The following is a 12,656-nucleotide window of genomic DNA, read 5'->3' on the forward strand; positions in this document are numbered from 1 at the left end:
ATTTTACTTTACGGTGCGAGACCGCGATTTAGCGTGAATTACGCATCACCGCCGAAACGACGACGACCGGTGGAGTCGTCACGACGCGGCGCACGGCCTTCACGACGCTCACCGCTGAAACGACGACCATCACCACGGCCACCTTCACGGCGCTCACCGCCAAAACCACGACCGCCTTCACGACGCTCGCCACCGAAGCTACGACCACCGCCACGACGCTCGTTACCGGAATGCGGTTGCGCATCGCCCAGCAGTTGCATGTTCATCGGCTTGTTCAGGATGCGGGTGCGCGTAAAGTGCTGCAACACCTCACCCGGCATACCTTTCGGCAGCTCAATGGTGGAGTGGGAAGCAAACAGCTTGATGTTACCAATGTAACGGCTGCTGATGTCGCCTTCGTTAGCAATCGCGCCAACGATATGACGCACTTCAACACCGTCATCACGGCCCACTTCAATGCGGTACAGCTGCATATCGCCAACGTCACGACGTTCACGACGCGGGCGATCTTCACGGTCACCACGATCAGCACGCGGGCCACGATCGTTACGATCGCGCGGACCACGGTCATCACGGTCACGGAATTCACGTTTAGGACGCATCGGCGCATCCGGCGGTACGATCAGCGTGCGTTCGCCCTGCGCCATTTTCAGCAGTGCGGCAGCCAGCGTTTCGAGATCCAGCTCTTCGCCTTCTTCGGTCGGCTGGATTTTCGCCAGCAGTGCGCGGTACTGATCCAGATCGCTGCTTTCCAGCTGCTGCTGAACTTTCGCTGCAAATTTTTCCAGACGGCGTTTGCCCAGCAGTTCTGCGTTCGGCAGTTCCACTTCCGGGATGGTCAGCTTCATGGTGCGTTCAATGTTGCGCAGCAGACGACGCTCGCGGTTCTCAACGAACAGCAGCGCGCGGCCAGCACGACCCGCACGACCGGTACGGCCGATACGGTGAACGTAAGACTCGGAGTCCATCGGGATATCGTAGTTTACAACCAGGCTGATGCGCTCAACGTCCAGGCCACGGGCCGCAACGTCAGTTGCAATCAGGATATCCAGACGACCGTCTTTCAGACGCTCCAGAGTCTGCTCACGCAGCGCCTGGTTCATGTCGCCATTCAGCGCGGCGCTGTTGTAACCGCTACGCTCCAGCGCTTCAGCCACTTCCAGGGTCGCATTTTTAGTACGAACGAAGATAATCGCCGCATCAAAATCTTCAGCTTCCAGGAAACGCACCAGCGCTTCGTTTTTACGCATGCCCCAGACAGTCCAGTAGCTCTGGCTGATGTCAGGACGCGTGGTCACGCTGGACTGAATGCGCACTTCCTGCGGCTCTTTCATAAAGCGGCGGGTAATGCGACGAATCGCTTCCGGCATGGTGGCAGAGAACAGCGCGGTCTGATGACCTTCAGGAATCTGCGCCATGATGGTTTCAACGTCTTCGATGAAGCCCATACGCAGCATTTCGTCGGCTTCGTCCAGCACCAGACCGCTCAGTTTAGAGAGATCCAGCGTGCCGCGTTTTAAGTGATCAAGCAGACGTCCCGGCGTACCAACAACGATCTGCGGCCCTTGACGCAGGGCGCGTAACTGCACGTCATAACGCTGGCCGCCGTACAGGGCAACCACGTTCACGCCGCGCATATGTTTAGAGAAATCCGTCATGGCTTCAGCAACCTGAACCGCCAGTTCGCGGGTCGGTGCCAGCACCAGAATCTGAGGTGCCTTCAGCTCAGGATCAAGATTGTTAAGCAGCGGTAAGGAGAACGCTGCGGTTTTGCCGCTACCGGTCTGGGCCATACCCAGAACATCGCGACCGCCCAGCAGATGCGGGATGCACTCTGCCTGGATTGGAGATGGTTTTTCGTAACCCAGATCGTTAAGGGCGTCAAGGATAGGAGCCTTCAGGCCCAGATCTGCAAAAGTGGTTTCGAATTCAGCCATGTAGTACGTGTGCCTCAAAATTAATGGCGGCCAGTCTACATAACTCATCATGAAATTGATCTGCAATTTTCATTGAAAAGTGTGAACCGGCTCAAAGTAGGTGTATTAACGAACAACAACGCCCTCACCCGTGAAGGTGATGGCAATCAAAAAGATTACGGGCTGATGTGTACGTCAGCTATTGCTGGTCCGATTCTGCCAGGTCATCTTGGTCCTGGCCCAGGAGCGATAATTCCAACAATGCGTATCGGTGCTCAACAAAGTTATGAACGTTGTTAGCCACCGCCAGTTTGAACAATGCCGTAGCGTTGTCCAAATCCCCCAGACTTAGGTAATACTTACCTAAATAGAAGTTGGTTTCACTGAGATGCTCAGCGAGCGAGGTGTTATCCGTTGCGTCCGCCTTCAGGCGTTCCATCAGCGTTGCTTCGCTAATGTTGCCCAGGTAGAACTCGACAATGTTCCATCCCCATTGTTCTTTATCCGATTTCTCGAAGCGTTGCTTTAACGCTTCTTTCGCCTGCTTCTCATCGAGCTTCTGCTCAGCGAGATAAAGCCACAGGCTGCGGAAAGGATCATTGGGATCGTCTTGATAAAACGCCAGCAGATCATCTTGCGCTAACTTGTCGCGACCGCCGTAATACAATGCGATACCGCGATTTAAGTACGCGTAGTTGTAAGTTGGATCAAGCTCAAGTACAGAATCAAACGCTTCATAGGCAGCATCAAAATTGCCTGCCTGCGTTAAATAAATGCCTAAGTAATTGAATACTTCAGGCATATCCGGTCGGATTGCCAGCGCTTGTGAAAAATCATTTCGCGCTAATGCCCTCAGACCCAGACTATCATACAACACTCCGCGCTCATATAAAAGCTGTGCGCGTTCGTCATCGGTTAAAGCCCGACTGGCAAGAATTTGTTCCATGCGTGCCAGAATCACTTCCTGCTGCAAAGTCGGTTGCAATGGCACCGCGAGGACTTCACTCTTACGCCAGGCAGAGTTGCTGCATCCTGCCAGCGTGAGTGCTGTCGCAACGAAACACCAGCGCAAAAAAGGCTTCATTTCCCACTCCCGAAGACAACGATTGAATGAACGTCCTGTTCCCCGGTTGCTGACAAGGCGTCCTGCCGGGTCAAAGGCCCTCCGCCAAAGCGGAGGGCAAATGGCAACCTTACTCGCCCTGTTCTGCTGCCGGAGCTTCCGGCGCCGCAGCTGGTTGAGACTGCTCAGTTGCTTCTTTAATGCTCAGACGTACGCGGCCCTGGCGATCAACTTCCAGAACTTTAACCGGTACTTCCTGACCCATTTGCAGGTAATCGGTCACTTTCTCTACGCGCTTGTCAGCGATCTGAGAGATGTGTACCAGACCTTCTTTACCGCCGCCAATGGCAACAAACGCGCCAAAGTCAACGATGCGGGTCACTTTACCATTGTAGATACGGCCCACTTCGATTTCCGCAGTGATCTCTTCGATACGACGGATAGCATGTTTCGCTTTTTCGCCGTCGGTCGCCGCGATCTTCACCGTACCGTCATCTTCGATTTCGATGGTGGTGCCAGTTTCTTCGGTCAGAGCACGGATAACAGAACCGCCCTTACCGATAACGTCTTTGATCTTGTCCGGGTTGATCTTGATGGTGTGGATACGCGGAGCGAACTGAGAAATGTCGCCACGCGGCGCGTTGATCGCCTGTTCCATCACGCCCAGGATGTGCAGACGCGCACCTTTTGCCTGGTTCAGCGCAACCTGCATGATCTCTTTGGTGATACCTTCAATTTTGATATCCATCTGCAACGCAGAGATACCGTCGCGGGAACCCGCCACTTTGAAGTCCATATCGCCCAGGTGGTCTTCGTCGCCCAGGATGTCAGACAGAACAACAAAGTTGTCGCCTTCTTTCACCAGACCCATCGCGATCCCCGCAACGGCCGCTTTAATCGGCACGCCTGCGTCCATCAGCGCCAGGGAAGCGCCACACACGGAAGCCATAGAGGAAGACCCGTTGGATTCGGTAATTTCAGACACCACGCGAACGGTGTACGGGAATTTGTCCATTTCCGGCATAACTGCCAGAACGCCGCGCTTCGCCAGACGACCGTGACCAATTTCACGACGCTTCGGAGAACCGACCATGCCGGTTTCGCCAACGGAGTACGGAGGGAAGTTGTAGTGGAACAGGAAGCTGTCAGTGCGTTCGCCCATCAGTTCATCAAGAACCTGCGCGTCACGAGCGGTACCCAGCGTCGCCGTGACCAGCGCCTGCGTTTCGCCACGAGTGAACAGCGCGGAACCGTGAGTACGCGGCAGCACGCCAGTACGCACGTCCAGGCCACGGATCATGTCTTTTTCACGGCCATCAATACGCGGCTCGCCGGCCAGTACGCGGCTACGAACAACGTTTTTCTCGATAGCGTGCAGGATTTCGCCCAGTTCGTTTTCGTCCAGGGTTTCGTCTTCTGCAACCAGCGCAGCGATGGTTTCAGATTTGATCACGTCAACCTGAGCATAACGCTCCTGTTTGTCGGTGATACGGTAAGCGTCGCTCAGGCGAGCTTCGGCCAGTGCAGCAACGCGCGCGTTCAGCGCTTCGTTTACCGCTTCCGGCTGCCAGTCCCAACGCGGTTTGCCCGCTTCTTTCACCAGATCGTTGATGTTCTGAATCACAATCTGCTGCTGCTCGTGGCCGAATACCACGGCGCCCAGCATGGTGTCTTCGCTCAGCAGTTCTGCTTCGGATTCAACCATCAGAACAGCCGCTTCAGTACCGGCAACCACCAGGTCCAGCTTACTTTCTTTCAGTTCGTCCTGAGTCGGGTTCAGTACATACTGGTCATTGATATAACCAACACGCGCGGCGCCAATCGGGCCGTTGAACGGAATGCCGGACAGAGACAGCGCGGCGGAAGCACCGATCATCGCGACGATATCCGGGTTAACCTGCGGGTTAACGGAAACGACGGTTGCGATAACCTGAACTTCGTTAACGAAGCCTTCCGGGAACAGCGGACGAACCGGGCGGTCAATCAGACGCGCGATCAGGGTTTCGCCTTCGCTCGGACGGCCTTCACGACGGAAGAAGCTGCCCGGGATACGGCCAGCAGCGTAAGTACGCTCCTGATAGTTAACGGTCAGCGGGAAGAAATCCTGGCCCGGCTTCGCTTTTTTCTGACCAACAACGGTAACGAATACCGCAGTGTCATCCATGCTTACCATAACGGCGGCAGTTGCCTGACGCGCCATCATGCCAGTTTCCAGCGTAACGGTATGCTGACCGTACTGGAATTTACGAACGATCGGATTAAGCAAAATAATACCCTTTCTTAATTTTTGACGGCACACTCAGGCGCCATCGTTAATACCCGATCTTCTGCGCATCCTCGCGACTAATGACAACCCTAACCCATGCTCTTTGGGTGAAGCCTCTCATTAGCCGCGCGAACCTCTGCAACGGAAGATCATCCATAGCAACAATACATTAGTTTCCAGTGAATTGCTGCCGTCTGGTTGAAAAAAGGGGCCATGAAGGCCCCCTCTTTCTGAAACTCGCAAGAATTAGCGACGCAGACCCAGACGCTCGATCAGCGCGGTGTAACGTGCAACATCTTTACGTTTCAGGTAGTCGAGCAGTTTACGACGCTGAGAAACCATGCGCAGCAGACCACGACGGCTGTGGTGATCTTTTTTGTGCTCTGCAAAGTGGCCCTGCAGGTGGTTAATCTGTGCAGTCAGCAGAGCAACCTGAACTTCGGTAGAACCGCTGTCGTTAGTACCACGACCAAACTCAGAAACGATTTTAGCTTTAGCTTCAACGCTTAGAGACATGATGAACTCCAAAAATAATAAAGAATGAAAGGGTGCCAATCTCTAATTCAGCGACCCCATGTAAACGCCGCGCGAACTTGTTAAAAAATTTACGTGACGTTAAGCGGCGGTATTCTACTCGTAGCGTCCTGTTATCGCAAGACGGAGCAGCATTACGCCGGGTACTCAACCACTAACCGACGAGGCGCCACGCGGCCTTCATCGTCGATTTCGCCCATGCCAATAAATTTTTCGTCATCACCTTCCGTCACGCGAACCAGCCCTTCAAGCGGCACGCCTGTCGTCCGTACCGGGTTACCGTTTTTAAAGTAAACCGATGACGTTAAAGGAAGATTGACAACTGGATAGTCCGAAGCCGGACTGTCCATCGGCATCAGCAGCGGATCTAACAGTTGCGCAGCCGGAATATCCTGCCGTTCCGCCTGTTCAACAAGCTCACGTAGCTGTTCCAGCGTGACCATACGGTCAACCGGATATTTACTGACCGCCAGACGTCGCAGGAAGATCACATGCGCGCCACACCCAAGTTTCTCACCCAAATCATCGATAATGGTGCGAATGTAGGTGCCCTTCGAGCAGTGAACCTCCAGCTCCAGTTCATCCCCTTCATGGCGAATAAACAGCAGTTCGTAAACGGTAATCGGGCGGGCTTCACGGGGAACTTCAATCCCCTGACGCGCATATTCGTAGAGCTTCTTGCCCTGATACTTCAGCGCCGAATACATCGATGGAATCTGCTCGATATCGCCACGGAACGTCTCCAGCGCGGCAGCTAACTGCTCTGCGCTGAAGGTTACCGGACGTTCCTGCACGATTTGACCATCGGCATCGGAGGTGTCGGTACGCTGCCCCAGGCGGGCAATCACGCGGTAACGTTTGTCAGAATCCAGCAGATACTGCGAAAACTTTGTCGCTTCCCCAAGGCAGATGGGCAACATGCCCGTCGCCAGCGGGTCCAGCGCGCCGGTATGTCCGGCACGGTTGGCGTTATAGATGCGTTTTACTTTCTGCAAGACGTCATTGCTGGACATGCCCTGCGGCTTATCCAGCAGCAGGACGCCGTGAATGTCGCGACCACGACGACGAGGACGACTCATTAGTCCTCCTTGCTGTCGTCCGGGTTCACACGACGTTCTTCGTCATGTTTCACCACGTTAGTCACCAAGTTAGACATACGCATCCCTTCAACCAGCGAGTTGTCGTAGAAGAAGGTCAGTTCCGGCACAATACGCAGACGCATCGCTTTCCCCAGCAGGGTACGGATAAAGCCAGACGCTTCCTGCAACGCTTTGATGCCCGCTTTTACCGCGTCTTCATCTTTGTCGTTCAGAAAGGTGACATACACTTTGGCATAGGCCAGATCGCGGGACATCTCCACACCGGAAACGGTGGTCATCATGCCAAGACGCGGATCTTTAATTTCGCGTTGCAGGATGATAGCGATCTCTTTTTGCATTTCCTGGGCTACGCGCTGCGGGCGACCAAATTCTTTCGCCATAATAAATTCTCCAGAATAAAGACAAAAAAGGGGCCAAAAGCCCCTTTTTAAATTTCATGCCGGGTGGCGCTTCGCTTACCCGGCCTACGCAAAACAATCTTCTAAGTATTTTGGGTTGCAACAAGGCGGCAAGGGTGTGAATCCCCGGGAGCATAGATAACTATGTGACCGGGGTGAACGCACGTAGCCAACGCAGTGGCGGCCCGAAAGACGACGAAGATTACGCGATAGTACGTTGGATCTCGATGATCTCGAACACTTCGATCATATCGCCAACGCGAACGTCGTTGTAGTTCTTAACGCCGATACCACATTCCATGCCGTTACGGACTTCGTTAACGTCATCTTTGAAGCGGCGCAGGGATTCCAGCTCGCCTTCGTAGATAACCACGTTGTCGCGCAGTACGCGGATCGGGTTGTGGCGTTTAATCGTACCTTCAGTAACCATACAGCCTGCGACAGCGCCAAATTTCGGTGATTTGAACACGTCACGGACTTCAGCCAGACCAATGATCTGCTGTTTCAGTTCTGGAGACAGCATGCCGCTCATTGCCGCTTTCACTTCGTCGATCAGGTTATAGATGACGGAGTAGTAGCGCAGATCCAAGCTTTCCGCTTCAATCACTTTACGCGCAGAGGCATCGGCACGCACGTTGAAGCCAACCAGGATCGCGTTGGATGCAGCAGCCAGGGTTGCGTCGGTTTCGGTGATACCACCTACGCCGGAACCGATGATCTTCACTTTCACTTCGTCGGTAGACAGTTTCAGTAAAGAGTCGGAGATCGCTTCCACAGAGCCCTGAACGTCCGCTTTCAATACGATGTTCACTTCATGAACTTCGCCTTCGGTCATGTTAGCGAACATGTTCTCAAGTTTAGATTTCTGCTGACGCGCCAGTTTAACTTCACGGAATTTACCCTGACGATACAGCGCAACTTCACGGGCTTTCTTCTCGTCACGAACCACGGTCACTTCATCACCGGCAGCCGGAACACCGGACAGACCCAGGATCTCAACCGGAATGGACGGACCCGCTTCCAGTACTTCCTGACCCAGTTCGTTACGCATTGCACGAACGCGGCCATATTCGAAGCCACACAGGACGATGTCGCCTTTGTTCAGCGTACCTTCACGAACCAGGACGGTTGCAACCGGACCACGACCTTTATCCAGGAAGGATTCGATTACCGCGCCGCTCGCCATGCCTTTACGAACTGCTTTCAATTCGAGGACTTCAGCCTGCAACAGGATTGCATCCAGCAGTTCGTCGATGCCGGTACCCGCTTTTGCAGATACGTGGACGAACTGGCTTTCGCCGCCCCACTCTTCCGGCAGGATGCCGTACTGGGACAGTTCGTTTTTAACACGATCCGGATCGGCTTCTGGCTTATCGATCTTGTTCACCGCAACCACAACCGGCACACCCGCCGCTTTCGCGTGCTGGATAGCTTCGATGGTCTGCGGCATCACGCCGTCGTCTGCCGCCACAACCAGAACAACGATATCCGTTGCCTGCGCACCACGAGCACGCATAGAGGTAAACGCGGCGTGACCCGGGGTATCCAGGAAGGTGATCATACCGTTGTCGGTTTCAACGTGGTAAGCACCGATGTGCTGGGTAATGCCGCCCGCTTCGCCAGAGGCAACTTTCGTTGAACGAATGTAGTCCAGCAGAGAGGTTTTACCGTGGTCAACGTGGCCCATGATGGTCACAACCGGAGCACGCGGTTCTGCCGCCGCACCTGTATCACGGTCGCTCATTACCGCTTCTTCCAGCTCGTTTTCACGACGCAGGATAACTTTGTGGCCCATCTCTTCAGCAACCAGCTGTGCGGTTTCCTGGTCGATGACCTGGTTGATGGTTGCCATCGCGCCCAGCTTCATCATCGCTTTGATGACCTGAGAGCCTTTTACCGCCATCTTGTTCGCCAGCTCGCCAACGGTGATGGTTTCACCAATCACAACGTCACGGTTAACAGCCTGAACCGGTTTCTGGAAGCTCTGTTGCAGAGCAGAACCTTTACGGTTTTTACCGCCTTTACCGCCGCGAACGGCCGCACGGGCTTCTTCACGATCGGCTTTCGATTCAGAGTGTTTGTTGCCTTTTTTCGCCGGACGCGCTGCTTTCGCATTGCGACTACGACCACGGCCGCCTTCAACTTCACGGTCGTTTTCGTCTTCGGCCTGGCGGGCGTGTTGAGACGTGGTAACGTGATAATCGCTGGTGTCTTCAGTCGGCTCCGCGTTATCAGTCCATTTGTTCTCTTCCGCCATGCGGCGAGCTTCTTCTGCTACGCGACGCGCTTCTTCTTCAAGTTTGCGACGCGCTTCTTCTTCCGCTTTACGCTTCAGCTCTGCTGCTTCATTTTCACGGCGGGCTTTTTCGGCCTGGGCGGTTTTGGTCATATCGTCAGTCTGTTGATTGCTCACTTTGTCTTTTTCCGCAGCTTCACGTTTCGCTTTTTCAGCGGCGTCACGTTTAGCTTGTTCTGCGGCCTCACGGTCAGCTTTTTGTTGCGCCTCGCGTTTGGCTGTTTCTTCTGCCTCACGACGGGCTTGCTCTTCCGCTTCACGCTGCGCCTGCTCTTCCGCAGCGAGACGTTCTGTCTCTTGCGGATCGCGTTTCACAAAGGTGCGTTTCTTGCGGACTTCGATTTGTACCGATTTACTTTTTCCACCGGTACCTGGAATATTCAACGTGCTGCGCGTTTTACGTTGCAGCGTCAACTTATCCGGCCCTGAACCATTTTCACGATTCAGGTGCGCCAGTAAAGTCTGTTTTTCTTGTGCGGACACAGAGTCATCAGCAGACTTCGGGATACCGGCATCAGCGAATTGCTGTACCAGGCGATCCACGGAGGTCTGTATCTCTGCGGCCAGCGCTTTTACGGTTACATCTGTCATGCTGTTCCTTCCTGCTACAGTTTATTACGCTTCGTCGCCGAACCAGCAAATATTACGGGCAGCCATAATCAGCTCACCGGCTTTTTCGTCGGTCAACCCTTCGATATCAGCCAGATCATCAATGCCCTGCTCAGCGAGATCTTCCAGCGTACAAACACCACGGGCAGCCAGTTTGAATGCCAGGTCGCGACCCAATCCTTCCAGATTCAGCAGATCGTCAGACGGTTTGTTATCACCAAGGCTTTCTTCCTGGGCCAGTGCCAGAGTGGTCAGTGCGTTTTTGGCACGCTCGCGCAGCGCTTCAACGGTCGGTTCATCCAGCCCGTCGATTTCCAGCAGTTCTTTCATTGGCACGTAGGCCAGTTCTTCCAGCGTCGCGAAACCTTCTTCAACCAGTATGGTTGCGAACTCTTCATCAATATCGAGATATTTGGTGAAGGTATCGATAGCTGCATGTGCTTCAGCCTGATGCTTAGCCTGCAAGTCATCAACCGTCATCACGTTAAGTTCCCAGCCGCTCAGTTGCGCAGCCAGACGGACGTTCTGACCATTACGTCCGATCGCCTGAGCCAGATTACCGGCTTCAACAGCGATATCCATGGTGTGTTTATCTTCATCCACCACGATAGAAGCGACGTCTGCTGGCGCCATCGCGTTAATCACGAACTGCGCCGGGTTATCATCCCACAGGACGATATCGATACGCTCGCCGCCCAGTTCAGTAGAAACGGCCTGAACGCGCGCACCACGCATACCCACACAGGCGCCGACCGGATCGATACGCTTGTCGTTGGTTTTCACCGCGATTTTCGCACGGGAACCTGGATCGCGAGCCGCCGCTTTAATCTCAATGACTTCTTCGCCGATTTCCGGTACTTCAATACGGAACAGCTCGATCAGCATTTCCGGTTTGGAACGCGTCACAAACAGTTGCGCACCGCGCGCTTCCGGGCGAACGGAGTACAGAACGCCACGAATACGGTCGCCAGGACGGAAGTTTTCGCGCGGCAACATATCTTCACGCAGGATCACGGCTTCAGCATTGCTGCCCAAATCCAAAGAGATGTTGTCGCGGTTTACTTTCTTCACCACGCCGGTGATGATTTCGCCTTCGTGCTCGCGGAACTGATCGACCACCATCGCACGCTCGGCTTCACGAACTTTCTGTACGATAACCTGTTTTGCCGTCTGGGTGGTGATACGGTCAAAGGTGACAGATTCAATCTGATCTTCAACGTAGTCGCCCAGGTTCAGGCTTTCGTCTTCAAAACGCGCCGCTTCCAGCGTAATTTCTTTTGTCGGCAGCGTGACTTCTTCTACGATTAACCAACGACGGAAGGTATCGAAATCACCGCTTTTACGATCGATTTGTACGCGAACATCGATCTCTTGTTCGTATTTTTTCTTCGTTGCTGTAGCCAGCGCACTTTCCAGCGCTTCAAAAATCTTCTCGCGTGGCAGCGCTTTCTCATTGGAAACGGCTTCAACAACGGCCAAAATTTCTTTGTTCATCGCGGGCTTTTCACCTCAATCCAGACTATTAAAAGTGGGGAACCAGGTTCGCCTTCTGGATATTACTCAGCGCGAACACTTCATCTTTACCTTCGACTGTGACAGTGATCATTTCACCGTCAACCGCTTTGATAACGCCCTGCCATTTACGACGGTTTTGTACCGCCATACGAAGTACCAGCGTCACTTCTTCACCCAGGAAACGCGCGTAGTGCTCAGCCGTGAACATAGGACGGTCGAGACCTGGCGAGGAGACTTCCAGGTTGTATGCCACAGTGATGGGATCTTCGACATCCAGCACCGCGCTCACCTGGTGACTCACATCAGCACAATCATCAACATTGATGCCATCTTCACTATCAATATAGATGCGCAGTGTGGATGTGCGACCGCGAATAAATTCGATGCCGACCAGTTCGTAACCTAAGGCTTCAACTGGCGCTGTAATCATCTCTGTTAATTTTTGCTCTAATGTGGACAAGCCCACCCCCAAGACATAAAAAAAGGGCCTAAAGCCCAGTTATTCTGTAGTCAGATAACAAAAAACCCCGATAAATCGGGGCTTTAGATAACTGAACCCTATAACCGCAACTGCGGTCTGGAGAACCTTCCGAAAGAATTTTTTTCAAATCCAGCTACGAAGGCCTAAGTCTTCACAGTATATTTGAAAAAGAACTCTAAGGGAAAGTGGTTGCGGGGGCCGGATTTGAACCGACGACCTTCGGGTTATGAGCCCGACGAGCTACCAGGCTGCTCCACCCCGCGCCTGAAACGTGGCAAATTTTACTCGCTTTGGGTAAAAGATGCAAATACTGCTGGGATTTGGTACCGAGGACGGGACGTAAAATCTGCGCGTATTATATTGATTCAATATGCGATATGTCAACCGCGTTAATAATATGCACATGAATGAATACTAACCCGGCCTCCGTTAAGAAGCCGCGCCAGTCAGGAAAGAAGCCACCCCATACCGTTTTTTA

At 53.5% G+C, this 12,656-nt stretch carries 10 protein-coding genes and 1 tRNA gene; all 11 read right to left on the minus strand.

All coding sequences use genetic code 11. The features are described from left to right. Positions 1-38 precede the first annotated feature (38 nt). A complete protein-coding gene (deaD, locus tag OGY62_RS01420) occupies positions 39-1,937 on the minus strand; it encodes an ATP-dependent RNA helicase DeaD (RefSeq protein WP_024130983.1) in 1,899 nt (632 codons plus the stop codon). Then, positions 1,930-2,010 (minus strand): protein YrbN, encoded by an 81-nt coding sequence (yrbN, locus tag OGY62_RS01425; RefSeq protein ID WP_010723222.1) that lies wholly within the window; start codon positions 2,008-2,010, stop codon positions 1,930-1,932. Before yrbN ends, deaD begins: the two co-directional genes overlap by 8 nt. Positions 2,011-2,115: 105 nt before the next feature. Further along, positions 2,116-3,000 carry a lipoprotein NlpI gene (nlpI, locus tag OGY62_RS01430; protein ID WP_012135296.1) on the minus strand — a complete coding sequence of 295 codons (885 nt, stop codon included), beginning with the start codon at positions 2,998-3,000 and terminating at the stop codon, positions 2,116-2,118. 109 nt (positions 3,001-3,109) lie between these two features. Next, positions 3,110-5,245, minus strand: a complete 2,136-nt coding sequence (pnp, locus tag OGY62_RS01435) for a polyribonucleotide nucleotidyltransferase (protein WP_047461008.1) — start codon at positions 5,243-5,245, stop codon at positions 3,110-3,112. Positions 5,246-5,491: 246 nt separating this feature from the next. Continuing rightward, positions 5,492-5,761, minus strand: coding sequence for a 30S ribosomal protein S15 (gene rpsO / locus OGY62_RS01440; RefSeq protein ID WP_003861789.1), 270 nt, complete (start codon positions 5,759-5,761; stop codon positions 5,492-5,494). A 152-nt stretch (positions 5,762-5,913) separates the two neighbouring features. After that, positions 5,914-6,858, minus strand: coding sequence for a tRNA pseudouridine(55) synthase TruB (truB, locus tag OGY62_RS01445; RefSeq protein ID WP_012135299.1), 945 nt, complete (start codon positions 6,856-6,858; stop codon positions 5,914-5,916). Continuing rightward, positions 6,858-7,259 (minus strand): 30S ribosome-binding factor RbfA, encoded by a 402-nt coding sequence (gene rbfA, locus OGY62_RS01450; RefSeq protein WP_001040203.1) that lies wholly within the window; start codon positions 7,257-7,259, stop codon positions 6,858-6,860. Before rbfA ends, truB begins: the two co-directional genes overlap by 1 nt. Positions 7,260-7,479: 220 nt before the next feature. Then, the gene (infB, locus tag OGY62_RS01455) at positions 7,480-10,164 is read right to left on the minus strand and encodes a translation initiation factor IF-2 (protein ID WP_012135301.1); all 2,685 of its coding nucleotides are present in this window, start codon (positions 10,162-10,164) and stop codon (positions 7,480-7,482) included. A 24-nt stretch (positions 10,165-10,188) separates the two neighbouring features. Next, complete coding sequence (gene nusA, locus OGY62_RS01460; protein WP_286458919.1) at positions 10,189-11,676, minus strand: transcription termination factor NusA; 1,488 nt, start codon at positions 11,674-11,676, stop codon at positions 10,189-10,191. A 28-nt stretch (positions 11,677-11,704) separates the two neighbouring features. Further along, positions 11,705-12,157 (minus strand): ribosome maturation factor RimP, encoded by a 453-nt coding sequence (rimP, locus tag OGY62_RS01465; protein WP_012135304.1) that lies wholly within the window; start codon positions 12,155-12,157, stop codon positions 11,705-11,707. Between the two features lie 207 nt (positions 12,158-12,364). Next, a tRNA-Met gene (locus tag OGY62_RS01470) sits at positions 12,365-12,441 on the minus strand. Between the last annotated feature and the right edge of the window lie 215 nt (positions 12,442-12,656).

The organism is Citrobacter sp. CK198 (assembly GCF_030333295.1).
Taxonomy (GTDB): domain Bacteria; phylum Pseudomonadota; class Gammaproteobacteria; order Enterobacterales; family Enterobacteriaceae; genus Citrobacter_B; species Citrobacter_B koseri.